Genomic DNA, 25,595 nt, shown 5'->3' on the forward strand with positions numbered 1-25,595 from the left:
AAATTTAATTGCTAATAGATTGTTCTTCTTTTTCTTGAACTTCTTTTGATGATTTCTCTGAAACTTCTTCTTTATCCAAAGTGGCTTGCATGATCAGCTCTGCATCTAAAAGCCATCTGTCTTCATCGGAACCTGGATTGAGTGGCTCTGGCATTTCTAAGAGGCGATCAGGAACTATTCCAAGATTCTGTATGTCTCTTCCATTTGGAGTTAAATAGCTAGCAACAGTGACTGCTAAACCACTGCCATCACTTAAATTCGTCAAGGATTGAATTAGACCTTTCCCAAATGTGTTATTACCTATAAGCTCAGATCTCTGATTGTCCTGTAAAGCTCCGGCAAGAATTTCACTAGCGCTTGCTGTTCCAGCATTTACAAGCGTAACCATGGGTCCATCATAAAGAGTTTCTATACCAGAGCTGATCGGATCATTTATAGAATCTCTTTTTTTTGTTTCTACAATGGGCATATTGCTGAGGAAGTCATCGGCAACTGCAAGTCCGGAACTTACTAGACCTCCAGAGTTATTTCTTAGGTCCAAAATCAGTCCATCAATATCTTTCCCCGATAATTCTTGCAATGCTTCCTTGACTTGATCAGGAACTCCCTCGCTAAATTGTGTGATTCTCAAGTAACCAAATGTATGAGATTCATTTCTTATTCTCTTTGTCCTAACTGGTCTTAAATCAACACTTCTTCTTTCTAGAGAAATTTCTTTAATTTCATTGTCAGGTTGTTCTATCTCAACAATTACTTGAGTTCCGGTTTGTCCTCTCAATTTAGCTGCTGTTGCTTCAAGTCCCAATTGTTTTGGAGATTGCCCATTGACTTTTTTTAAAATTGTTCCACTTGTGATACCAGCATCCGAGGAAGGGGATCCTTCAAGAGGAGATATGACAACTATTTCTCCATCTTCTTTTCTTGCTCCCAACTGAAGGCCAACACCGTTGATTTCACTTCCTATGTTGCTTTTTTTCATCGCTTCGTAATCGTCTGGCCTCAATAAGCGCGTATAAGGATCTCCAAGAGGAAGAAGCATTGCTTCTATAGCTGAGTAGGCTTGCTGTGAATTATTAATTGGTTTTTCTAGGGCTTTTTGGCGAAGTTTTTTCCATTGAATTTCATCAAATTTCTTTGGATCTAGGTAACCTGCATTAACTAGATTCCAGGCCTCAATAACCAGTAATTGTCCATCATTGAGGGCAAAAGTGGGCTGAGTAAAGACTTGAAATAAAATTCCAAAGCATATTAATACTGCAAAAAATCTTTGCAGTAGCTTAGTTAAAGATTTAACAGATGAAAGCATTGGATTGATCTTTTGCGGCGACCAAGGGGCACATCGAGTAAGATATTTGAAAGTACAGTGCATAAGTGGATGGCGAACTCTTCACCGGTTTATGACTGGTTCCAGGAACGTCTTGAGATACAGGACATAGCTGATGATGTCACTTCAAAATACGTTCCCCCACATGTCAACATTTTTTATTGTCTGGGTGGGATAACACTGGTTTGTTTTTTGATTCAATTTGCGACTGGATTCGCGATGACCTTTTATTACAAACCTACAGTAACTGAAGCTTATAGCTCCGTTAGTTATTTGATGACAGATGTGAGTTTTGGTTGGTTGATTAGATCAGTTCATAGATGGAGTGCCTCAATGATGGTACTCATGCTTATTTTGCATGTTTTTCGAGTTTATTTAACTGGTGGATTCAAAAGGCCTAGAGAATTAACATGGATAACTGGCGTGGTCATGGCAGTTATAACAGTTGCTTTTGGAGTTACTGGCTATTCATTACCTTGGGATCAAGTTGGATACTGGGCGGTTAAAATTGTTTCCGGAGTACCTGCAGCTATTCCAGTAATTGGAGATTTTATGGTTGAACTTCTTAGAGGCGGTGAAAGTGTTGGGCAGTCAACTTTGACAAGGTTTTACAGTCTCCATACTTTCGTAATGCCATGGCTATTAGCCGTTTTCATGTTGATGCACTTTCTAATGATTAGAAAACAAGGGATCTCAGGACCATTATAATTGAAATTAATTATCGAATAAGCCTTAATTATCTTCAAAAATCTTCTTAAACTATGTCTACTCTTAAGAAACCTGACTTAGCCGATACCAAATTAAGAGCAAAACTTGCTAAAGGAATGGGTCATAATTATTACGGAGAACCAGCATGGCCAAATGACCTATTATATATTTTCCCTGTTGTTATTCTTGGGACCATTGCATGTGTTGTTGGTTTAGCAGTTTTAGATCCAGCATTCCTTGGAGATAAAGCAAATCCATTTGCTACTCCTTTAGAGATTCTTCCTGAATGGTATTTATATCCTGTTTTTCAGATTTTACGAGTTGTACCTAATAAATTACTTGGTATTGCTCTACAGACATTGATACCTCTAGGTTTAATGATTCTTCCCTTTATTGAAAATGTAAATAAATTTGCTAATCCTTTTAGAAGACCAGTTGCAATGTCATTATTTTTATTTGGAACTGTTTTGACAATGTATCTCGGTATTGGAGCATGTCTACCTATTGATAAATCTCTAACGTTAGGTTTGTTCTAGAAGTTTTCCTCTAAATCCAACATCAATACATCATCAGGCTCAGCTCTTAGCAAATGATGCATTAATAAAAATCCAACAATCGTCCAGGTTTGATAAGTTCTAGATTGTTGTCCTACCCATGTGCCAGTTGGGCCATCAAAATATTCTGCCCATTTTTGTCTTGGGAGTTGATTCAATTGACTCCAATAACATTCTTCAATAAGAGCTCTCATCTGTCCCATTAGTAAAACATCAGCTTTTGGATAACGTTTTTCATGAAGCAAAATAGAGGCACCAAAAAACCATAAAAGACTAGGCCAATGCCCCCCATTGTGATAACTCCATGGCCAGTTTTTGGGGTCTGATCCTGTTTTGTTTTGCCATTCTTCAATATCCATAGGTGGATGACATATCCTCATTGGCATTTGCGCCATGAGGTGTTCACGGTTGTGAAGAACAAGACGAAATAATGCTCTCTGTTGTGGGGCTGTCAATACACCAAACATGCAAGCTAATGAATTTCCTAAGCTATAAAAACGGAAATCTGGTCTGCCTGTTCTTATATTTCCAATTAGGTATCCACCTCTATTCTCGAGCCAATCTTGAAGCCATGAAGGGACTACTTGCGGCTGGACATTGAATTCATTTTGATGTTGATCTTCTCCGTATTGCTCAGTAGGCCTTCTTCTTAGAACTTGCATCGTTTTGCTTGTTACCCAATAGTGCTTTAAAAGAAATTGTCGAAGATCATGCACCCACTGACGAGTTAAAACAAGCCTTTGATCAAGCAATCGACTTTTTTGATGCTTTCTGCTTAATTCCATTAGTTGAATGCAGCTTTTTAAACATGCATGCAACAACACCTCCACTTCAAGAGGAGCGCCCCAAACATCCATAGGTCGATCGATCATAAAGGAGCAATCAGGAACGAACAGAACTGGATTGCCTTCAAAAGTTGGATGAAGAACTAAATCAAGAAGAAGTTGAACACCTCGTTGAACCTGTTGACTTGTGCCAAAACTTTGATCGCCACTTTTTTTGACATAAAGCCAACATAGGATTGGCCACCAAAGGCTTGCATCGGCAGAGGTTATTCTTCCTATAGATCTCTGACCATAATCTGCTATTAATTTTCCTTTTTCTTCTATAAAGCTTGTTGGGAAAACTCCTCTGGTCTGATAGGTAGTACTTTGCAAATCAAGGCTTACTGTCAGGAATTTTTTGACTATGTCAAATCTTTTTTGAGTTAATAAATAAATCATTACGGGGACATTGTCCCTTAAAAAAATCTCTCCATAATTGAGAGCATCGTTTTTCGTTGGATGTTCTAAGGCCGCAACACTACCTGCAATATTTCCTGAAACTTCAATGAGAGTTTTTTCAAAATGTTCTTTAGCTCTCGCAACAACTTTGTCTTCATTCGAGTTGGGGCGAACTCTTTGGTGCTGTTGGCTAAAACGTGCGGGCATTAAAATAATCTGATGCCATCGCTAAAAGCTAGTTATGGCTTACTCATTTAGTATCGATAGTAGAAGGTAAAACATTTCATTTGCAACTTTGTTGCATCTAAGTACGTTTAGGGTCTACAATATTTTTCTGCGCGAAAGTCAATCTGGAGCGTACTCAGTTAGCGAAAATCACGAAAGTTTTTTAGTTAAGTGGGAGTTTTACAACAATTGAAGACTAAACCCTTCTGTGTTGTAAGCTGAAAAACGGTCGAAAGATCGAAAAATGTTCTTGGCTTTTAAGTCAAAAACATTGCACCTCGACAACTTAAAAGTTTAGGAACTGACGCTTTTATCGCGTCCAATTATTTAATAATTGGATGTATTTGCGATAAAGGTGTGAGGTCCCGTCAAAAGAAATTAGTTGCATAGTTCTGTCACTATTTTGAATTGGAGTTTCACGGCTCCATTTTGATATTAGGTGTTACAGAATTAGGGCAACGACGGATCTGAGATCCGGGAAAGTCACGAAGATAAAACTAAGTGCACTCTTTAGAACCCTTATTAAAAATAAGGTGGCAACAATCACAATCAGTACGCCAGTGCTGTAATTGGTGGGAGAAGCAAATCAGACTGAGTAGAATTAATTTTTACAATAGGGCCTGACTACAACGGAGAGTTTGATCCTGGCTCAGGATGAACGCTGGCGGCGTGCTTAACACATGCAAGTCGAACGAACCTTCGGGTTAGTGGCGGACGGGTGAGTAACGCGTGGGAATCTGCCCTCAGGAGGGGGATAACGGTTGGAAACGACCGCTAATACCCCATATGCCGAGAGGTGAAATGAATTTCGCCTGAGGATGAGCCCGCGTCTGATTAGCTAGTTGGTGAGGTAAATGCTCACCAAGGCTTCGATCAGTAGCTGGTCTGAGAGGATGATCAGCCACACTGGGACTGAGACACGGCCCAGACTCCTACGGGAGGCAGCAGTGGGGAATTTTCCGCAATGGGCGCAAGCCTGACGGAGCAACGCCGCGTGAGGGACGAAGGCCTCTGGGCTGTAAACCTCTTTTCTCAAGGAAGAAGATATGACGGTACTTGAGGAATAAGCCACGGCTAATTCCGTGCCAGCAGCCGCGGTAATACGGGAGTGGCAAGCGTTATCCGGAATTATTGGGCGTAAAGCGTCCGCAGGCGGCCTTTCAAGTCTGCTGTTAAAGCGTGGAGCTTAACTCCATCATGGCAGTGGAAACTGATTGGCTTGAGTATGGTAGGGGCAGAGGGAATTCCCGGTGTAGCGGTGAAATGCGTAGATATCGGGAAGAACACCAGTGGCGAAGGCGCTCTGCTGGGCCATTACTGACGCTCATGGACGAAAGCCAGGGGAGCGAAAGGGATTAGATACCCCTGTAGTCCTGGCCGTAAACGATGAACACTAGGTGTCGGGGGAATCGACCCCTTCGGTGTCGTAGCTAACGCGTTAAGTGTTCCGCCTGGGGAGTACGCACGCAAGTGTGAAACTCAAAGGAATTGACGGGGGCCCGCACAAGCGGTGGAGTATGTGGTTTAATTCGATGCAACGCGAAGAACCTTACCAGGGCTTGACATCCTGCGAACCTTTAAGAAATTAGAGGGTGCCTTCGGGAACGCAGTGACAGGTGGTGCATGGCTGTCGTCAGCTCGTGTCGTGAGATGTTGGGTTAAGTCCCGCAACGAGCGCAACCCACGTTTTTAGTTGCCAGCATTTAGTTGGGCACTCTAGAAAGACCGCCGGTGATAAACCGGAGGAAGGTGTGGATGACGTCAAGTCATCATGCCCCTTACGTCCTGGGCTACACACGTACTACAATGCTACGGACAAAGGGCAGCAAACTCGCGAGAGCTAGCAAATCCCATAAACCGTGGCTCAGTTCAGATCGTAGGCTGCAACTCGCCTACGTGAAGTAGGAATCGCTAGTAATCGCAGGTCAGCATACTGCGGTGAATACGTTCCCGGGCCTTGTACACACCGCCCGTCACACCATGGAAGTTGGCCACGCCCGAAGTCGTTACTTTAACCCTTGTGGAGAAGGACGCCGAAGGTGGGGCTGATGACTGGGGTGAAGTCGTAACAAGGTAGCCGTACCGGAAGGTGCGGCTGGATCACCTCCTAACAGGGAGACAATTAATCGATTGTGATGTCTAAGTAATTATCTTAGGCCGCAATCCTGTCACCTTAAGGTCGATCGGTACCTCAGATTTTTGAATTAATTTTATAATTAATCCTTTAATTTCAGTTCCTAAACTTGTCTAGGTCACACCCAACAAGGGTTTCTCCTGGGCCATTAGCTCAGGTGGTTAGAGCGCACCCCTGATAAGGGTGAGGTCCCTGGTTCAAGTCCAGGATGGCCCATTCGTTGTTGGGGGTATAGCTCAGTTGGTAGAGCGCCTGCTTTGCAAGCAGGATGTCAGCGGTTCGAGTCCGCTTACCTCCACTGAAACCTACCCTGGTAACTAAATTCCGGAGAAAAATTGTTGATGTGACTTGACATTGTCTATATGAATGAACCTAGCTTCTTGTCATCTTCTAATAGTTGATAATATGCTGGGCTCGCATGGATTTATTTCATGAGAATTCAGTAGAACCTTGAAAACTGCATAGATTAGAAAGAATAAAGCATCTCATGGATGCATAATTCTGTATATATAAATTGGTATTAAAACCAAATTCTATAAATAGAATTCATGTTTAATTCTTGAGTAATAGCCGAGCACAATTGATTTTGTGATTGTATTTAAGGTCAAGCTATAAAGGGCTCATGGCGGATACCTTGGCACACAGAGGCGATGAAGGACGTGGTTACCTGCGATATGTCTCGGGGAGCTGGATACACGCTTTGATCCGGGAATTTCCGAATGGGGCAACCCTTAGAACGGCCAGCTGAATATATAGGCTGGCACGAGCCAACCCAGCGAACTGAAACATCTTAGTAGCTGGAGGAAAGGAAAGTAAATAACGACTCCCTAAGTAGCGGCGAGCGAACGGGGAATAGCCCAAACCGATAGTTTCGACTATCGGGGTTGTGGGACAGAAACGTGGACTAACAAACCTAGAAGAAGCGCTTGAATGGCGTGCCACAGAGGGTGAAAGCCCCGTAATCGAAAGGAGAGTTAGCCTATCTGTATCCCGAGTAGCACGGAGCACGTGGAATTCCGTGTGAATCTACGAGGACCACCTCGTAAGGCTAAGTACTCCTGTGTGACCGATAGTGAAACAGTACCGTGAGGGAAAGGTGAAAAGAACCCCGGGAGGGGAGTGAAATAGAACATGAAACCATGAGCCTACAAGCAATGGGAGCCCGACTTATCGGGTGACCGTGTGCCTGTTGAAGAATGAGCCGGCGACTTATAGGCACTGGCGGGTTAAACCGAAAATGGTGGAGCCATAGCGAAAGCGAGTCTGAATAGGGCGTTTTGTCAGTGTTTATAGACCCGAACCCTGGTGATCTAACCATGGCCAGGATGAAGCTTGGGTGATACCAAGTGGAGGTCCCAACCGACTGACGTTGAAAAGTCACCGGATGAGCTGTGGTTAGGGGTGAAATGCCAATCGAACCAGGAGCTAGCTGGTTCTCCCCGAAATACGTTGAGGCGTAGCGTCTAGTGCTCCAGCAGGGGGGTAAAGCGACCATTTCGGTGCGGGCTGCGAGAGCGGTACCAAATCGTGATGAACTCTGAATACCCTGTGTGTAGCTAGGCAGTCAGACTGTGGGGGATAAGCTCCATAGTCGAAAGGGAAACAGCCCAGACCGCCAGCTAAGGTCCCAAAATCAACACTAAGTGATAAAGGAGGTGGGATTGCCCAGACAACCAGGAGGTTTGCTTAGAAGCAGCCATCCTCAAAGGAGTGCGTAATAGCCCACTGGTCGAGCGATCCTGCGCCGAAAATGAACGGGGCTAAGTGTTGTACCGAAGCTGCGGATTTATTTATAAATGGTAGGGGAGCGTTCTATGTGGGGTGAAGCGTTAGCGTAAGCGGGCGTGGACTGCATAGAAGTGAGAATGTCGGCTTGAGTAGCGAAAACATGGGTGAGAATCCCATGCCCCGAAACCCTAAGGGTTCCTCCGGCAGGCTCGTCCGCGGAGGGTTAGTCTGGTCCTAAGGTCAGGCCGAAAGGCGTAGTCGATGGATAACAGGTCAACATTCCTGTACCAGTTATGTTTTGGGAAGGGGGACGGAGAAGGCTAGCCAATCCAGATGTTGGTTACTGGTTCAAGCGTTCGAGGCTTTGAGGAACGGAGAAAACGTTCTGAGCTAAGGCGTGAGTACGAGCTGCTACGGCAGCGAAGTTGGTGACGTCATGCTTCCAAGAAAATCCCTATACCCGTTAAGGCATAATTGCCAGTACCCGAAACCGACACAGGTGGGGTGGTAGAGAATACCGAGGGGCGCGAGATAACTCTCTCTAAGGAACTCGGCAAAATGGTCCCGTAACTTCGGGAGAAGGGATGCCAGCGCAAGCTGGTCGCAGTGAAGAGGCCCAGGCGACTGTTTACCAAAAACACAGGTCTCCGCTAAGTCGCAAGACGATGTATGGGGGCTGACACCTGCCCAGTGCCGGAAGGTTAAGGAAGCTGGTTAGCGTAAGCGAAGCTGGTGACTGAAGCCCCGGTGAACGGCGGCCGTAACTATAACGGTCCTAAGGTAGCGAAATTCCTTGTCGGGTAAGTTCCGACCCGCACGAAAGGTGTAACGATCTGGGCGCTGTCTCGGAGAGAGGCTCGGCGAAATAGAATTGTCTGTGAAGATGCGGACTACATACACCCGGACAGAAAGACCCTATGAAGCTTTACTGCAGGTTGGTATTGTTCTCGGGCTCTGAATGCGCAGGATAGGTGGGAGACATTGATGTAGTGCTTTTGGGTGCTACTGAGTCAACGGTGAGATACCACTCTTTCAGAGCTAGAGATCTAACGTTTACCCGTTATCCGGGAAACGGACAGTATCTGCTGGGCAGTTTGACTGGGGCGGTCGCCTCCTAAAAGGTAACGGAGGCGCACAAAGGTTTCCTCAGGCTGGTTGGAAATCAGTCGTCGAGTGCAAAAGCAGAAGGAAGCTTGACTGTGAGACCTACAAGTCGAACAGGGACGAAAGTCGGTTTTAGTGATCCGACGGTTCTGAGTGGAAGGGCCGTCGCTCAACGGATAAAAGTTACTCTAGGGATAACAGGCTGATCTCCCCCAAGAGTTCACATCGACGGGGAGGTTTGGCACCTCGATGTCGGCTCATCGCAACCTGGGGCTGAAGTCGGTCCCAAGGGTTGGGCTGTTCGCCCATTAAAGCGGTACGCGAGCTGGGTTCAGAACGTCGTGAGACAGTTCGGTCCATATCCGGTGTATGCGCAGGAATATTGAGAGGATTTCTCCCTAGTACGAGAGGACCGGGAGGAACGCACCTCTGGTGTACCAGTTATCGTGCCAACGGTAAACGCTGGGTAGCCATGTGCGGAGTGGATAACCGCTGAAAGCATCTAAGTGGGAAGCCCACCTCAAGATGAGTATTCCCATGGTTTAAACCAGTAAGATCACGGGAAGAACACCCGTTGATAGGCTCTACGTGGAAGTCTGGCAACAGATGCAGCGGAGGAGTACTAATAGATCGAGGGCTTGACCTTCTTTTGCTTTTACTTAAATTATTGCTTTATTTTTTCTGATTATTTTTAATAATTTCTATGCAGTCTTCAGGGTTCATAAATAACACTTTCCTGGTGTTCATGGCGATGTGGAACCACTCCGATCCATCTCGAACTCGGTTGTGAAACGCATCAGCGGCGACGATATTTGGGGGGTAGCCCCCTGAGAAAATAGCTCAATGCCAGGTAAAATATTTAAAAAGGGTCCTTATGGACTCTTTTTTAATGTTCAATTATTTTTGGCAATTTGGACACCAGTGAGTGCTTCTGCCACAGATCTTTTCTCGCAATATCTTCTCTCCACATTTCTTACAACTTTTACCACTTCTTCTATAGACCAAGGCTTGTCCACCATAATTTCCATTAATTCCCTCTAAATCTCTAAAGTCACTAAAAGTAGTTCCTCCCTCTCCGATACTTATATTTAAAATTTTGACCAGACTATTGCAAATCTTTTTTAATTCAGAGATATTCAAATTATTGCTTTTAGTTTTTGGATTAATACCTGCATCAAATAATGTTTCATCTGCATATATATTTCCAACACCAGCAACAGTTTCTTGATCTAATAAAGCAGATTTAATCGAGCGCGTTTTTTTCTTCAAATATTCTTTTAAATAAGAACTATTGAAATCAGCACTAAATGGTTCAGGGCCTAATCTTTTAATTCCAGAGACTACTTCTGGTACTGATTTAGACGTTGGTACGTACCACATTTGTCCGAAATTTCTAATATCTATAAAACGAAGTTCTTTTCCTTCCTTTTCAATAAATCGCACTCTTGTATGTTTGCATGGGAGTATTTGTTTCTCTATTAATTTGAATTGGCCTGTCATTCTAAGATGAACAACTAAAAATCCTTTACTATTTTTCTCTTTTGTATGGAGGGCCCCTATTAAATATTTACCTCGCCTTTCCCAATTACCTAAAAAACTATTTTTAATATTTTTTATGAAATATGCAGATCCGCCAATATTTGCAATTGATCTTTCTTTTAATACTTCTATTTTTTTAATATAAAAATTATTTAGAAGTTTCTCAAGTCCTTTTCTAACAGTTTCAACTTCAGGTAATTCTGGCAAAAGTAATAATACTGCTAATTTGCTGCAGCTTCTAATTCTTTTACTGAAAATTGACTGGTATTGGCACCACCATCAACACCACTAAAAGCTTTGAAATCACATTTTTCAAATTTGACAGTTACTGGGTATCTCATTGCTGGAGATTTATCGATAGAGACTATTTCTCCAATTTGATTGAACCAGTATGATTCTTGACGCAAAATGCGAACCTTGTCTTTTCTCGCAAAGCTCATCTGACTCCCCTAAATTATTTTAATATTCTTATTATCTATCAGAATAGGAGATATTTTGTATTTGTGTCACAGACTGTCGCTGGTTTTTTAGAAAAGTAGATCGCTGTTAAAAGATTTATTACTTTCAGAGGAAATTAATTCATATTGATTTTAGGGCGAATTTTCTATTAACTTTGAAGTGTTGAGCCTTAAAAGATTTTATTTTTTGTGATATCACAGCCATCTTTAGACCCCTCTTCTCTTAGTTTTGATTTGCCTGATCCTGAGCAAGACGAGTTAAGTAATATTGATTTCATTGCGAAACTAGAGAATGCGTGGTCAATTTGCGAGCAGTTTGATTTGCAAACCGAAATTTGGCGAGGAAGGATTTTACGTGTTGTAAGAGATAGAGAAAAGAGGGGTGGGGATGGCAGAGGTACAGGCTTTTTGCAGTGGTTAAGGGAGATGGAAATCAGTAAAAGCAAAGCATATTCTCTTATTCAATTAGCTGATTCCTCGGATAATCTTGTGGTTGATGGAATTCTTGAGGAATCAAGTATAAATAATTTTTCTAAAAGAGCTTTTATCGAAACCGCACAAGCTGAGCCAGAAATTCAATATTTGATCTCTGAAGCTGCTAATGAAGGAAAGGACATTACGAGACGACAAGTAAAGAGTTTGACTGACGAATTTATGGCCGCAACAAGCTCTCTTTTACCTGATGAAATTAGAGAAAAAACGCAATCAAATTTATTGCCAGCTAAGTTTGTTGCACCATTGGTGAGAGAATTATCTAAGTTGCCGCCTATTCAGCAAGAAGAAATCTGCGAAACTTTAAGAGAGAAACCTGAAATTGATTCGGTAAAAGATTTGACGAATACTGCGAAATGGATGGGCAAGTCTTTAGATGCGTCTCTAGCCTTAAGAGCTTTTCAAAATAAAAATTTAAATTTAGAAAAAGCTACTCAAGAAGCTGTCAGGTTGGATTCTTTAGGATTACTTTCAGATGCTTTTGGTCAAGCAAAAACCATAGAGAGTTCTATCTTAAAGTTTCATTCTGCTTGGAAAAGATTAGAAGGCTTGCAAGAGAGACTATGGATCGAGTCTGGTAGTAGTACTCCTTATTTAAGAGAGCTATTAGACACGCTTCAAACGCTTACTGGTTCAACAATAAAAGTTTCTCTCGGAGAACTTTCAGGGGGGAAAAGGTTGAGATTGCAACTTGTTGAGGAAGATTCTGAAAGATTAGAACCTCCATCTCGTGAAATGAATATATAATTTAAAATTTAAAATCTTGATCACAAAAATCATTAATTAATTTAAATTCAAAATCAGTCTTAGGAAAATACCAGTCTGTCCAGTAAGAATCATTTTTTAATGTATTATTTAATACTCTTTTTTTGCAGCTAAGAGCTAAATAAAAAGATGTATTTTTCTTTGTTTTTGCTTGAGCAATATAATTGCCATCAAAATATGTCCAGTCTGACCAGTTGACAATTATTGATCCGTATTTTAGCCATTTTGAAGGTTTATTTCTTCTTAGTTTTAATTTTATATTAGGATTTACTTTTATGGGATCATTTAGTTTATTCAAAGTATTAATTTCTTCTGTTGAGATTTTATGAATCATTGCGATATTTGAGAGATACTCTGTCTTAGAAGTTTTATGATAAAAAACTTTTTTACTTGCTAATTTAATTGTTTCTCCACCAGAAACTTTGCTATATATAGCTTTCTTTGGTAATAAGATAATTTGATCAATCTTAAGAGATAAATCATTTCCTAGATTGTTGATAGAAATAATATCTCTTATATTTAAGTTGTAATCTCTTGCGATCTTATAAAGAGTATCTCCTTCAATAACTTTATAAGCAAGATGTTCATTCTTTTTGATTTCACCATTTTCTTGAAGAGGTATTAATATAACTTCTCCTTCTATTATTTTGTTGGCACTATTGAAATTATTTTTGTACATAAGCTCTTTCAAAGGAACTCCATATTGCCTGGCTATTTTTAAAAGTGTATCACCACTTTTTGCTATAACCTTTGTTTCTGCATTAGCAGCTAAAGTGAATATTGATAATAGAAAAATAATATTGTTAATATAGAGCAAGCCAGAAGTTATTTTTATCTTTTTAATCATCTATAGCCTGAATTATCAATTTATCTCGTTGATATTAAATATATTTTAACCTAATAATTTGTCAAGTAAAGATAAATCTAGATTATACGGGGGATATCTGAAATTTAGATCCAGCCAAAAAGGTCTTTTTAGGACTGATTTATAATGAGTAAAGTTATCAAACCCTGCTTTCCCGTGGTATTTTCCCATGCCACTTGCTCCCACACCTCCAAATGGAAGTTCTGGTATCCCAGCCTGTAAAACAACATCATTAAAACAAACACCTCCAGAAGATGTCATTGAAAGGACTTTTGATTGTTCTTTCTCACCCCCTCCAAAAAGATATAGCGCAAGAGGTTTAGGCATTAACTTGAAGTCTGAAATGGCCTGGTCGAGATTTGAAATGCACAAAATAGGTAGCAATGGCCCAAAAAGTTCTTCCTTCATTAGTGGATCATTTCGATTCTCGATTTTGATTAGAGTAGGGCTGATTTTTTTTTCTTTTTCATTGACATCTCCCCCATAGATTATTTGGCTATTTTTTTTAGCTTCTTTTAGTAAATTATTAAGTCTATAAAATTGGTTTTGATTGATAATGCTCCCCAGATGTTTTGATTCTAAAGGCGTATTTCCGTAAAAATTATTAATCGAATTTTTTAAATTAGAAACTAAAGAATCAAAAAGTTTATGCTCAATTAGTAAATGATCGGGAGCAATACATGTTTGACCAGCGTTTAGACTTTTTCCCCATATAATTCTCTTTGCAGTGACTTCTAGATTTGCACCATCGATAACAATAGCTGGGCTTTTCCCTCCTAGTTCTAAAGTTACTGGAGTAAGGTTTTTTGAAGCAGCTTCCATGACTTTTTTCCCTATATTCTCTCCACCTGTAAAGAAGACGTGATCAAATTGATGAGTCATTAAATTAGCAGCAATAGATCCATCTCCTTCAAAAACTTGCGCAATCGCTGGTGGAAAATATTTCTCTATGAGTTTTTTTATTAGAGTTGATACATTAGGTGCATGCTCTGATGGCTTTAAAACAGCAGTATTCCCAGCAGCTAAAGCTCCCACAAGTGGTTGAAGAGTAAGTGAAAAAGGATAATTCCATGGACCAATTATCAGAATGCAGCCCAACGGGTCTGGCTGGACCAATGCTTGAGCAGGCCTAAGAGAAACTGGAACATTGATTTTCTTCACTTTCATCCAATTGGATAAATTTTTTTGAGCCAGTTTTATTTCTTGTTTGACGGCAATAATCTCAAAGAATGCTTCTGTAGCAGGCTTTCCTAAATCCTGATTTAACGCATTTAAGATCTCTTGCTTATGATTCTCTAATAAATTTGATAGAGCTTTGAGCTGGTTCCTTCTCCATTGCTCATTTCTTGTTTTCCCTGATAAAACTTGATCTTGTAATTGTTTAAGTTCGCAATTTTCTATTGACATTGTCTTTACGATTTTTATTCCTTCTAGCAAAATAAAACATTAGTTGATGTTAAGACCTAGCAAAAAGTCCGATAAGTATTTTAACTCAGCTTTTGAATTCGGTGAGATCAATAACGGCATTACTGTTGTGCTTATGATTTGGACGAATAGTAATGAAAACTATCAAAGGCAATAATCATTATTTTCAACATAATAAGAAGAGGTGTTTTGAGTATTATTTACGAGTTACTTTTTTTTGAGACTGAGACTAAAATATTAATCCCTAGAAGTGAAAGATTGATTAATCATTTGTTTGTCATTCTTTTTTTCGCTATGGCTTTTATAGGTATTGCCGAGGTGATGTACTGGTCATATAAAAAAGAATATCTTAGGGCGAAAGCTAAATATCTAAGAGAATTAATAGATCAGAAAAATGATTTAAGTAGTCTAAATGAACCTTTTTATACATGTGTATATGAGAAATGGAACTCTGGAGAAATGCCTTTAACAGAAGCTAATACAATGTGCAGCTTAAAGTTTGAAAAGAATTAGTGATTTTTCTAGCAATATATAAATAATTTCATTAAGATAATTTTAAAACAGAATTAGAGTTGGTTTGAAAAAATAATTCATGGCTAATAAGTTAATCATTAGTAAGTATTTTAAGTATCTAATAATATTTTTCTTTGCTGTTTTTTTGAGTACGACTCTTTTTTTCTTTGACTATGATATATCTGATTTTTTTTATTCTGTTGTTAGTAAATTAAATTCTAATAACTTTTTTAGCTTAATAGTGATCTTTCTATTATTTATATTGAGATCTATCAGTATAATTATACCAGTGTTACCAGGAACAGTATTTTCAGCTGCTGCTGGTTTTCAGTTTGGCTTTGTGCAGGGATTAGTTATTATATTTTTTGCGGATTTTATATCTTGTTCAATATCATTTTTATTGGCTAGAAAATTAGGAAGAAATTATATTAGTAAATTACTTGGTTCAAGACAAATGAGAAGAGTTGAAAGCATTAGTCAAGATTATCTAGAAAAGAATTATTTCCTTATGACAGCTCTATTAATGTCAGGCTTTTTTGATTTTGTTTGTTATGCAATAGGACTAACAAAAATAACATTGAAAAGGTTTTTACCAGCTTTGATTTTTAGCATTATAATCTCAGATTCACCTTTTGTCGCTAGTGGTTTTGCTGCAAGGAAAATAAAGGATATTGGATTGAATAATTTCTTGCAAAAAGTATTAAATGGCGAATTAGATATGATTTCTGGAAATTATCTTTTCCTATTTTTAGCATCTTTTTTTATAATTTTCACCTTGGCAATGATAAATATATATTTAAATAAAAGATCTAAGATGATTAAGTAATTTTTTATTCGACAAAAAAAAAGCCCTTGAAACCAAGGGCTATAAAATATAAAAATGTTTGCTAGCTTTGGTAAGACTTACCTCGATAAGTAAGTAGCACGTGTTGCTTTGCTACAACTGCTTTTTGCTGATTGTACTTAAGACCTCTGTAGGTTAAAGACATTTCTTTCTCCGGAATATGCTCAAGTCCCCGTTCCTTGGCTTGAGGCAAACTGCGGCTCATCACTTGATGAGTTGAACGTTTTTTGTAGTTTTTGCTACAAAACAAATATAAACAAAATATCTTTTCCTTGGTGTTCAGCTTGTTACATCTAAATTATTGTCTTTTCTCTACCTGTGCTTTTTAAATTCATTTGATCTGTGACAGTTGAAAAACTTTACTGCTTGGCAACGTTATTTGTTTTGAGCCCATTAGGTTGTAATTGTGAGGAGTTGGGATCCTCCAGCAGTGGAAACAAGGAAACACTTGCCTGCAGATCCTAAAAAAAGCCACCTTTTAATAGGTGGCTTTTTTGTGTTTATTATTTAATAGCTCTTAAGTTTTAAGTACCTTCGTCGATTTTTTATTTGATTGTGATTGTCTTATCTCTGATTGCTGTTAAGAGGATATTTTTCTGATTTCTACTTCAGAATTGTAGTAAAAGGAGAGCAATCGACCTACCCATCTGTTTTTTTGAATACTTCTAAAAGTAATTTTAATGGGCTTTTCTAGTCTCAGATTTGATTAGAACAGAAAACACAACTTCTCCTCAATAAAATAAATTCTTTCAGCAAAGGAATGAGCCTCAAGGTCGGCTGAAGCAGTAGGTGGTTTTCTTAATCCAAGAAATAAAAGACTCCATTACTTTTTCCACTCGCCTCGCAATTTTATGGGAGATGAAAAGTTAATGAAACCTCTCTTTCCCTTTTCTCAAGCTAATAGCGCTCACAGACTCTAAAAGGTATAGTGCCTCATAATGAGTAATGGATGTTCATCTATCTGATTTCTACATCAATTTCTTCTTTATTTCTTATTTGTAAACTTCTTTTTTTTTATATACTCTCTCATCCTGATTCCTTCCTTATCGTCAGGATATTTTTTCGTTTAGTTTGTTTTTCAAAAAATAAATATAAATCTTTTATGGGCTAAAGAAGAAATCAATTATCCTGTATAATATCAATATTGAATACAAAATTTTGTATTATAAATTAGATCTAGCAAAAACACTCTTTCAGAAAAATAAATATCAGGAAACAATCGATGCTTGTAATGATATACTAGACATTGAAATTAACTCCATAGAAGCTTTAAAACTAATCGTAAAATCTTTATTTGCATTGGGAAAAATAGAAGATGCTCGTATACATTTACATAAATTACTAAATATTAATCCTGATGATTATGAAGTAATTCAAGATCTAGCCAATACCTATTTTGCTGCTGGTGATAATATAACAGCTAAAGATTATTATCGAAAAGCAATCTCAATCAAGAGTGATTATGCTCCTGCATTAACGTATCTTGGAGGTATTGAACTTAATATTGGTAACAAACAAGTCGCATTATCTTTGCTTATTAAAGCGACTGAATCTGACCCTAAATTAGCTTCTGCTTGGCTGAATTTAGCAAGTGCTTATTTTCAATTAGATAATGTGAAAGCAGCAGCGGTAGCTTGTCGTAAATCAATAGAACTTAACCCTAATCTATTTAACTCTCATTTTCTTCTTGCAAACATTCTGATTAACCAAAATAAGCTTCGCGAAGCAATTGAACCTCTTCGTAAAACTATTGAATTAAAACCAAACTTCTTTCAAGCCAATTCTGCACTTGGAGCTTTACTCGGCAAATTTGGTAAATTAAAAGAGGCTGAAACATTAACAAGAAAAGCTATTGAAATCAATCCAGATTCTGCAATTGCACACTCTAATCTAGCTAACATATTAAAAGATATTGGTAAATTACAAGAAGCGGAAGTATTCGCCCTTAGAGCTACCAAGATACAACCTGATCTTGCCGAAGCTCATTCTAATCTAGCTAACATATTAAGAATGCTTAGTAAATTAAAAGAAGCAGAAATATCAATCCATAAAGCTATTGAAATTAATCCGAATATTGCTGAATCTTATTATAATTTAGCGGGGGTTTTAAAAGATCTTGGCAAGATAAAGGAAGCAGAGTCCTCAATCAGAAAGGCTATTGATCTAGAGCCTAAATCTGCTATTTATCATTATAATTTAGGTCTGATTCGAATTGGTTTAGGGGAAGAGGTAACCTATGAATTCGAAAAAGCTTCTAAATTAGATCCTAAAAATCTATCATTTAGAATAAAAAGCAAGCTATATATATCAGAGATACCTTTTAGTCAGGAGCAAACAGATTTCGAAAGGAATCAATTTAAGGAACAACTAGCTATAATTGAAAAAGATAAAAGCTTAGAATTCAAAGGTGATTTATTTTCTACATGTGCATTTTATTTAGCTTATCATAATGCATCTGATGACTTGGAAATTTTAAAACTATTAGGTAATGTTTTAAGAAATTCAAAAGGATTAATTAATACTAAATTTAATCAAGAAAAAGGAATAATAGAATCTCAAAGAAGAAACTCTATTAGGCTTGGTATTTGCTCTGAGTATTTAAAGAACCATTCAGTTTGTATGTTTTTTGGAAACATTATCAAGCAAATAGCATCTTCAGATGTAGAGGTCATAATATTTCGAACTCCTTATTACAAAGTAGATTCACTTAGTCAATCGATTGATTCACTTGCATCAGAGGTAATAATGATGCCAGAATCTATACAAGAGGCATCCGATTTAATATTAAATCAATCAATTGATATACTTTTTTATCCTGATATTGGGATGTCTAATTATACATATCTTCTGTCATTATCAAGACTAGCTTTGGTACAATTTACCACCCTTGGGCATCCAATGACGTCTGGATTACCTGAAATTGACTATTTTATTTCTTGTGATAATTATGAAACTAAATATTCTAATGAATTTTATTCTGAAAGATTAATTAAACTAAATAGAATACCTGTGAATTATTCTAAACCGATAAATAAAGGAAATACATTCAATAAATCTAAGTTAAATATATCTGAAAAATCATTCTTAATTGGAATACCTCATGCTCCTTTCAAATTTCATCCAGATTATGATAAAATCCTTGATAAAATTCTAGAAAACATTCCAAATTCTTTTCTTTTCTTTGCAGATGGTCCTAAAAAATTACAGACAGATAAGTTAAAGGAAAGATGGGCAAAAACTACAAAATTAGTTTTGAATCGAACAATATTTTACCCACGAGTCTCATTTGGCGATTTTTTAGAAATAGTAAAAATGTTAGATATAATAATTGATCCATTTTATTTTGGAATGGGTAACACCTTTTATCAGGCAATGGCTTTTAATACTCCTGTAGTAACAATGCCAACAAATCATATGAAATCTAGACATGCATTTGCAGGATACAAGCAAATGGATATCAAAGGTGCACCTATCGCTAATTCACCAGATGAATATATATCAATATGCAAGAAGCTAGCTTTTGATAAATCATATAGAGAAAATATCGAAACCCAAATAAATGAAAAGGCAAATAAATATCTTTTCAATGATGAAACTATTTTTGAAGAATATATTCAGTTCCTAAAGGATTCACTTTCTGCTGCTCAAAATAATACTTTATTGCCAGAGAACTGGAAGCCAAAATCTAATTTTAGTTGATCATTATTTGATCGCTTATTGAATTCGGTTTCTTTTACTTCTCTGAATGCTTGAGGTGGATTAGATCTGATTTGTAAGGAGTCTAAAGGGAAATATGAAGAGTATTTCCCAGCTTTTTAACAGCTGCATGCAAGCGCAAAGTTTTCCATTTTTGACCTTAATGTCGCTTCAATTGGACAAGTGCTTGCCACCTGCTTCCTTTTCTGTGAATGGCCTAAAAACAACAAAAGTGGACCCAAAAATGGACGTCCACTTTCAAAGATTTGCGATCTTAGTGCCTCAGATCACTTGCCCTGGTTAAGCTTCCGACGATGCCCTCGTCGGGACTTGAACCCGAGACCTCTCCCTTACCAAGGGAGTGCTCTACCGCTGAGCTACAAGGGCTTGTGGAAAGATGGGCCGGGTTGGATTTGAACCAACGTAGGCGTAGCCAGCGGATTTACAGTCCGCCCCCATTAACCACTCGGGCACCGACCCGATTTCTTTCCACGCAGCGTGGCATCTTTGCTTGACGCCAATCGAATATATCTCTGATGAGACGACTTGCCAAATCTTTTTTAGGGAGTGCTGTGATCTGTGTTTAGTCCACTTTTTAGGGGGTGTGATCCATTAAAAAATAAGTTACATTTGATACAAATAGATTGAAGTACATCATTTTGGCCGTCAAACAAAAGGCTTCAAAAAAGGATTATTCGAAAGTTACGATTAACCTGCCCAACAACTTGATTGACTTTGTAGATGAACTCAAAATTGAATGGGGATTGAAGAGTCGAGAAAGTGTTTTTACACGACTCCTTGAAACGATTTCAGAAAACGACTAAGACAAAAAATAGATTTAAACGTGTTTTTAGACCTTTCTCTTTGTGTTTGAGTCTTCTTAAATTGTTTCACTAGCATGGGTGAATGAAGAAGCTCACCAAAGACCAGAAGCACTACAGAAAAAAGAAGAAGGATGGTTTAAAAGATTTTCGGCAAGAGATCAAAGACGATGGCAGTAAGAGAGTTCGAGTTACGCGTAAAACGATCAATGTAAGTATCAGCTCAGATGCTTTTAGTAGGTTGATAGAGCTTTCTGAGACCTGTCAGTTAACTCGCTGGGAAATGTTGTCGAGAATAATTCTAATTGGATTACCTCGTTATGCTTCTCTTTCTAATAGTCGCAACCCAACGCAGCGATATTTATGGGATGAAAGTCTCTTGACTCCTACAGATAAGAAGATCAGTTACAAAGGAACTGAAGGAGAAAAACAAGTCACCTATCAAATTACTAGTACGGCATATAAAAAGCTCGAGTGCCATAAAAATGCGATTGCTCAATCAAAGGCTCGCATCATTCAGTCATTGATCTTGAACTACACGCCGATGACTGAAGAGCAAAAAGAAAAACGTAAGGCTTATCTCAAAGAAGAACGAAAGAGACATCGATCTGTTGATCAAGGGATGCTGCGCCAAGACATTTTGCCGTCAGAGAAACCACCAAAATTTTTCAGAAAAGAAGGTATTGTTTTTCATTCAAAAGGTGTCCAACCCGAGAGGTGGGATGACGATGAACTTGAAGAGTACGAGAGAATGGTCGGAGGACCCAGCTGACAAAGAAAATCATAGAAGGTTATCGCCTATGGCAAATCAACTTAGACCGCTTTATTAGAGGGGAAAAGAATTCAACCACCACATAATACACGGGGAAGCTTGGAATTAGTTATTGCAAAAGACAAGAAAAAGGCTGGGATCCCAGTATTTACTAAGCGAGCGCATTGATCGATAGGTGTTTAATGGCGAGCGAAGCGAGTCATTCACCTTCTTTATCAATTCACATTCACTACATCAAGAGCTTGTGCTATCTCATCAGCTCGACGAAGTCGAGTCATGAGACTGCACTAGGTACCTATAGGGGGGGAGTAAAAAGAGAGATCTTTCTTTTTCTTGTCCACTGATGAATTGATAACGAGTAAAGGTAGTCATTACGTCCAACCTCCCTGAAGACGTTAAAAGCTGAGAGATTAAAACTATTCACGCAGAAGAGAGGCCAAGACTGGTCTCTCTTTTTTTATGCGCATTAACCACAATCACGAATTAACCATGAGAACTATTAACGAATTACTTAACTCTGGAAAAACACTGACCAAGAGAGAGCGAGAAGCAGTTGAACGTCACATTGAGGCTCATTCAGAAAAGATATCTCTAAAAGAGCTAAACGATATGAAATGCTTGGCTGCTATCAGAAAAAGATCAAAATATGGCCCTTATGGATAAAGGGATCTGAGGGCATGAGTTCTGAAAATCGAGGCTATAAGGTGGCTGGTTTTTGATGGATGACCTATGACATGAAAGATGAATTTGGAATAGATACAGGTGGCTAATCAAATAATAAATAGATAAAAGGTAATGGTAAAATTATTATTAACAATAACCAGAATTTAGGAGTATAAACTATAGACCAAAAGAATGGAATCAAGTCAATGAAAGGTAGGCTAATTATATGACTCAAGACGTTATCATTCCCACCTAAAAGACTAGGTGCAGTACCTTCCACCCACCAACATTGACTCATGCCCCAAGCACGAGTAATAGTAGTTCCATCATTCTCTTTTGGTTTGATCTCATTGCTAATCTTTAGATAAGAAATGTTCTCTACAAAAGCAGCTCTAAAACAGGAGTCTTTTAACATATCAAAATGGAGCAAGCTTGGAGTTGCTAAATTGATATCGTACCTATCTGCTGTTGCTAATATCGGCCAAATAGAAACAATTTCCTTGGGATATCTTTTGGGATATTTATCAAATATTTTAGGAAAAAATAAGCTGTTTGGCTTAACTCCAAGAGCTCTCATTCTCTCTTTTACTTCTATTTTATTTTGATCGTAAAAGGTCTCATATCTTCTCCATTTTGCAAGATCATAAACACTAGCAACTGTAATGATTAGGGTTACGGTAGATGCAATTATTTTCGAAGTTTTCATTGACTTTTCTTTAGCCTTTTTCTTTAATTGTTCTTTTTCTTTTTGCCGTGCCTCTTTGAGATTAGGGAACTTTTGATTTATTTCTTTTATTTCTCTTTCTATTTCTTGCTGTCTAGTTTCGTTCGTTATTTCTATATTGTTATAAATTTCTTCTTTTTTAATTAGTTCTTCTTCTGCAATTTTCGTGTCCTGACGATCATTTTTTAAATCCTCTACGATTGTTTTTTGATATTGCCAGCTATCCCAAGCAGAAATAATCTCTATTGAGATATCTGAAAATTCTTCCTCTAGTTCTTTGATGTGCTTTTGGGCAGCTATCTCTTCTTTGTTCACTTGGAAAATGCTGCGTCTCTTGGGCTTCTAAATATGCCGTCTCTGGAATAGCACTGCAAGTAGGTCATTATGCGGCATGGATTTTCAAGCCTGTTTATACGTCTGAGCTAAAACTCTTCACCCCTTATACCCCAGATGATAGTGGCTGTAGCTCATCAACATTCTTAGATCTTTGTGGCCACTTGCTTCTGAGATCTGTAGTGCATTCATCCCTGCTGGAGATAATTAAAACTATAGTAGTTTGTATTGCAAAGTTAATAGGAGTTTTTTTGGATAAAACAACTACTTGGCTTGTAAGAGTTGCCGCGACTGTAGTTATTGGTGCAGGCATTATGTTCTCCCTAGGCTTTTTAAGTAAGTTGCCTTTTGGTTTTGGTTCTTCTAAGCCGAGTACACGAGACATGGCTTATCAAGAAATAAAAAGAAAATATGATGCCGCTTTGGCTCGGTCAGAAAAAATGATGGACCTGTATCAGTTAAGTGGAAAAAAAGAGCATTGTAATGCTTCTTTTTTTAGTATCCTTAAGGTTGGGAGATATGCGCTAGAAATGGGGGAATATATGAATTGGCAGGGGTTGGAACGATCAAAAAAAGATGAAATCAATCAACAAATCACTGAAGCGGAGAAGACAAGATTACGAGTTTGTAGAGATGCTTTTTAGTTGATTTGAATTAATCTTGTTTCTTTACTAAAGCTTCAATTTCCTTTTTTTTAATCATTTTTTTCTTTAAAATTTAAGATGTTTGGGAGTTGCCATTAGGAACAATTTCTGAGGATATATCTATTTTATATTTTACGGTTTGTTTTATCTCATGTTCCTACACCAAGCGGCTTTATCAGATGCCAACCATCGTTTTTCTGATTTACTCCCAAGTTCTATAGCCTTTTTATAATCTCGACATGCACCTTTCTTATCACCTAGTTCAGCTTTTATAATCCCTCGATTGGTATATGCCTCAAGGTAATTTGGATTAATTTCAATGGCTTTGCTGTAATCATTTAATGCTCCGGAATAATCTTTTAATTCTCCTTTATTCCATGCACGAGCAAAATAGGCTGATATGAATTTGGGATCAATTTCGATTGCTCTATTGAAATCTTTAATTGCTTCTGGATAATTTTCTAATTGCTCATTATTCCAGCCTCTTCGGTAATATGCCTCTGAATCCGATGGGTTTTTATTGATAATCCTGCTGTATTCAATAATTGCTTCCGAATACCTTTTCTCTTTTACGTAATTTTCTGCCTTTAAAAATCTGGATTCCTTTTTATTCTTATTAGGATTATTCCATTTCAAAGTAATACTTTTGTCATTAACTACTTTTTTGGGCATATAACAAATCTTTTTACCTATTGGACCTTTTAAAATCTTTATTGATTCCTTACTTCCAAGTGATGCTGCCTTCGTTGAATCCTTGCAGGATCTGTCGAAATTACCATTTAAATAATACAGTTTTGCTCTATTATTATAAGCAGTAGGATCTTTTGGATCAATATCAATTGCCTGGCTTAAATCGTTTATAGCAGCATCATAATTCTTTATGCTTAAATTACTAAAAGATCTATTAACGTAAGAAGAGTAAATATGATTTGACTCGCCAATAGTAAATTCTGAAACTAAGTTTGAGTTTATTTCTAAGGCTTTATTAAAATCATTTATTGCTTCCTCATGATTACCTAGCTTAGCTTCTACAATTCCTCTATTGAAATACATCTCCTCAGGACGAGGGGGACCTGCAAACCAACCATTTATTGCGATAGTGAAATCAGATTTTGCTCCTGAGAAATCTCCTAACTTCTGATTAGAAAGTCCACGAATATTATGAAGGTCTGAATCAACAACGTTACTGCGATAGGCTTTTTGCTCAAGTGCATTACCTTCAATTGCTTTCGATGTATCTTCTAAAGCACCTTGGTAATCTCCTGATTGATATTTGGCCCTTCCACGTTCTCGATATGCATTCCAATGATTAGCTCTTATATCTATTACTTTATTGAATGATATAATTGCATCTTTATAATCTTTATTGTCAATATTTTTTAACCCTTGCTTGTAATTGAAGCCCATAAATTCTGTAGCTAACTTTTGAAATTGCTCATCATCAGAAAGTGCCCCAGAATAATCACCTATCATTCTCTTGGAATTAGCCCGACCGTAATAAGAAAGATAGGAATACTCTGAATTTGAATTTTTATTCCTCTTAATTTGCATACTAAAATCATTAATTGCACTTTGATAATTAGCTAATTGATGTTGGATAATTCCACGTCTGAAATATGCTTCTTCATCCTTTGGATTGATTTCGATTACTTTGGAGAAATCAGAAATCGCACCAGAATAATCTTTTAAGTTTGACTTTGCTAAAGCACGGTTAAAATATGCCACCACAAGAATTTTTTTTGGCGGCTTTCGATTTATTGCTCTTGAGAAACTCTCAATAGCTTTAGGGAACAAATCATTGTCTAAATAAGAATTTCCGATATGAAGATCAGTACCTGCCTTCCAATGTTTATTTTGCTTTGATTTGTTTTTGTCAATGCTTTCTGATTTAACCTTCTCAGGAATAGAGATCATTAACCCTGCACTATTCAAAGCAGTACCTGTGATTATTGGTAGTGGGCCTTTCAGTTGAACTAAGGATAAGAAAGCAGCAATAGCAATAAAATTCTTTTTCATACAAGCTGCTCAAAATATAAAAAAT

Annotated in this window: 18 protein-coding genes, 4 tRNA genes and 3 rRNA genes; 14 read left to right on the forward strand and 11 right to left on the reverse strand. The window is 37.9% G+C overall.

From position 1 onward, the window contains the following. Window positions 1–4 precede the first annotated feature (4 nt). Complete coding sequence (ctpZ, locus tag O5639_RS09550) at window positions 5–1,306, reverse strand: carboxyl-terminal processing protease CtpZ (protein ID WP_269624287.1); 1,302 nt, start codon at window positions 1,304–1,306, stop codon at window positions 5–7. A 69-nt stretch (window positions 1,307–1,375) separates the two neighbouring features. Here ctpZ and petB point away from each other — a divergent pair, with 69 nt between their 5' ends. Both petB and petD read left to right on the forward strand, forming a co-directional pair. Continuing rightward, entirely contained in the window at window positions 1,376–2,032 is a 657-nt protein-coding gene (petB, locus tag O5639_RS09555) for a cytochrome b6 (protein ID WP_011294336.1), read from the forward strand. Window positions 2,033–2,085: 53 nt separating this feature from the next. Continuing rightward, a complete protein-coding gene (gene petD / locus O5639_RS09560) occupies window positions 2,086–2,568 on the forward strand; it encodes a cytochrome b6-f complex subunit IV (RefSeq protein ID WP_269624288.1) in 483 nt (160 codons plus the stop codon). Here petD and O5639_RS09565 read toward each other — a convergent pair. Then, window positions 2,565–4,016, reverse strand: coding sequence for a glycoside hydrolase 100 family protein (locus O5639_RS09565; RefSeq protein WP_269624289.1), 1,452 nt, complete (start codon window positions 4,014–4,016; stop codon window positions 2,565–2,567). The genes petD and O5639_RS09565 overlap by 4 nt on opposite strands. Before the next feature lie 644 nt (window positions 4,017–4,660). Between O5639_RS09565 and O5639_RS09570 the strand changes: the two genes are divergently transcribed. The 5 genes from O5639_RS09570 (at window position 4,661) to rrf (ending at window position 9,852) form a co-directional block, all read left to right on the forward strand. Further along, window positions 4,661–6,145 (forward strand): 16S ribosomal RNA (locus O5639_RS09570). 165 nt (window positions 6,146–6,310) lie between these two features. Continuing rightward, a tRNA-Ile gene (locus O5639_RS09575) sits at window positions 6,311–6,384 on the forward strand. A 9-nt stretch (window positions 6,385–6,393) separates the two neighbouring features. After that, window positions 6,394–6,466, forward strand: a tRNA-Ala gene (locus O5639_RS09580). A 304-nt stretch (window positions 6,467–6,770) separates the two neighbouring features. Continuing rightward, window positions 6,771–9,646: ribosomal RNA gene (locus tag O5639_RS09585) — 23S ribosomal RNA — on the forward strand. 89 nt (window positions 9,647–9,735) lie between these two features. After that, window positions 9,736–9,852, forward strand: a 5S ribosomal RNA gene (rrf, locus tag O5639_RS09590). The 16S, 23S and 5S rRNA genes sit together here with 2 tRNA genes alongside, the layout of an rRNA operon. A 45-nt stretch (window positions 9,853–9,897) precedes the next feature. Here rrf and O5639_RS09595 read toward each other — a convergent pair. Beyond that, window positions 9,898–10,746, reverse strand: coding sequence for a DNA-formamidopyrimidine glycosylase (locus O5639_RS09595; protein WP_269624290.1), 849 nt, complete (start codon window positions 10,744–10,746; stop codon window positions 9,898–9,900). A 14-nt stretch (window positions 10,747–10,760) separates the two neighbouring features. Continuing rightward, window positions 10,761–10,979 carry a photosystem I reaction center subunit IV gene (locus O5639_RS09600; RefSeq protein ID WP_269624291.1) on the reverse strand — a complete coding sequence of 73 codons (219 nt, stop codon included), beginning with the start codon at window positions 10,977–10,979 and terminating at the stop codon, window positions 10,761–10,763. 207 nt (window positions 10,980–11,186) lie between these two features. Here O5639_RS09600 and O5639_RS09605 point away from each other — a divergent pair, with 207 nt between their 5' ends. Further along, window positions 11,187–12,236, forward strand: coding sequence for a hypothetical protein (locus O5639_RS09605; RefSeq protein ID WP_269624292.1), 1,050 nt, complete (start codon window positions 11,187–11,189; stop codon window positions 12,234–12,236). Between the two features lies 1 nt (window position 12,237). Here the strand turns inward: O5639_RS09605 and O5639_RS09610 are convergent, their stop codons facing one another. Both O5639_RS09610 and O5639_RS09615 read right to left on the reverse strand, forming a co-directional pair. Continuing rightward, on the reverse strand, window positions 12,238–13,101 hold the full coding sequence (locus O5639_RS09610; protein WP_269624293.1) for a LysM peptidoglycan-binding domain-containing protein: 864 nt from the start codon (window positions 13,099–13,101) through the stop codon (window positions 12,238–12,240). 45 nt (window positions 13,102–13,146) lie between these two features. Beyond that, the gene (locus tag O5639_RS09615; RefSeq protein ID WP_269624294.1) at window positions 13,147–14,526 is read right to left on the reverse strand and encodes an aldehyde dehydrogenase family protein; all 1,380 of its coding nucleotides are present in this window, start codon (window positions 14,524–14,526) and stop codon (window positions 13,147–13,149) included. Window positions 14,527–14,733: 207 nt separating this feature from the next. Here O5639_RS09615 and O5639_RS09620 point away from each other — a divergent pair, with 207 nt between their 5' ends. Further along, entirely contained in the window at window positions 14,734–15,057 is a 324-nt protein-coding gene (locus O5639_RS09620) for a hypothetical protein (protein ID WP_269624295.1), read from the forward strand. A 79-nt stretch (window positions 15,058–15,136) separates the two neighbouring features. Further along, window positions 15,137–15,883: a TVP38/TMEM64 family protein gene (locus tag O5639_RS09625; RefSeq protein ID WP_269624296.1), complete on the forward strand. Its 747-nt coding sequence runs from the start codon at window positions 15,137–15,139 to the stop codon at window positions 15,881–15,883. 61 nt (window positions 15,884–15,944) lie between these two features. Here the strand turns inward: O5639_RS09625 and O5639_RS09630 are convergent, their stop codons facing one another. Further along, entirely contained in the window at window positions 15,945–16,106 is a 162-nt protein-coding gene (locus O5639_RS09630) for a DUF4278 domain-containing protein (RefSeq protein WP_269624297.1), read from the reverse strand. Between the two features lie 953 nt (window positions 16,107–17,059). Here O5639_RS09630 and O5639_RS09635 point away from each other — a divergent pair. Continuing rightward, a complete protein-coding gene (locus O5639_RS09635) occupies window positions 17,060–19,600 on the forward strand; it encodes a tetratricopeptide repeat protein (RefSeq protein ID WP_269624298.1) in 2,541 nt (846 codons plus the stop codon). A gap of 312 nt (window positions 19,601–19,912) precedes the next feature. On the opposite strand, the gene O5639_RS09640 is transcribed toward O5639_RS09635, so the two are convergent. Then, window positions 19,913–19,984: transfer RNA gene (locus O5639_RS09640), tRNA-Thr, on the reverse strand. A gap of 11 nt (window positions 19,985–19,995) precedes the next feature. Next, window positions 19,996–20,077, reverse strand: a tRNA-Tyr gene (locus O5639_RS09645). A gap of 426 nt (window positions 20,078–20,503) precedes the next feature. Here O5639_RS09645 and O5639_RS09650 point away from each other — a divergent pair. Both O5639_RS09650 and O5639_RS09655 read left to right on the forward strand, forming a co-directional pair. Continuing rightward, window positions 20,504–21,190, forward strand: coding sequence for a hypothetical protein (locus O5639_RS09650; RefSeq protein WP_269624299.1), 687 nt, complete (start codon window positions 20,504–20,506; stop codon window positions 21,188–21,190). Between the two features lie 489 nt (window positions 21,191–21,679). Then, the gene (locus O5639_RS09655) at window positions 21,680–21,853 is read left to right on the forward strand and encodes a hypothetical protein (RefSeq protein WP_269624300.1); all 174 of its coding nucleotides are present in this window, start codon (window positions 21,680–21,682) and stop codon (window positions 21,851–21,853) included. 103 nt (window positions 21,854–21,956) lie between these two features. On the opposite strand, the gene O5639_RS09660 is transcribed toward O5639_RS09655, so the two are convergent. Continuing rightward, window positions 21,957–22,892: a hypothetical protein gene (locus tag O5639_RS09660; RefSeq protein WP_269624301.1), complete on the reverse strand. Its 936-nt coding sequence runs from the start codon at window positions 22,890–22,892 to the stop codon at window positions 21,957–21,959. Window positions 22,893–23,161: 269 nt separating this feature from the next. On the opposite strand from O5639_RS09660, the gene O5639_RS09665 reads away from it, so the two are divergent. Next, a complete protein-coding gene (locus tag O5639_RS09665) occupies window positions 23,162–23,554 on the forward strand; it encodes a hypothetical protein (protein WP_269624302.1) in 393 nt (130 codons plus the stop codon). Between the two features lie 144 nt (window positions 23,555–23,698). Here the strand turns inward: O5639_RS09665 and O5639_RS09670 are convergent, their stop codons facing one another. Next, entirely contained in the window at window positions 23,699–25,570 is a 1,872-nt protein-coding gene (locus O5639_RS09670) for a tetratricopeptide repeat protein (RefSeq protein WP_269624303.1), read from the reverse strand. Between the last annotated feature and the right edge of the window lie 25 nt (window positions 25,571–25,595).

The sequence above is a fragment of the Prochlorococcus marinus str. MIT 1214 genome, from assembly GCF_027359355.1.
GTDB classification, from domain to species: domain Bacteria; phylum Cyanobacteriota; class Cyanobacteriia; order PCC-6307; family Cyanobiaceae; genus Prochlorococcus_B; species Prochlorococcus_B marinus_F.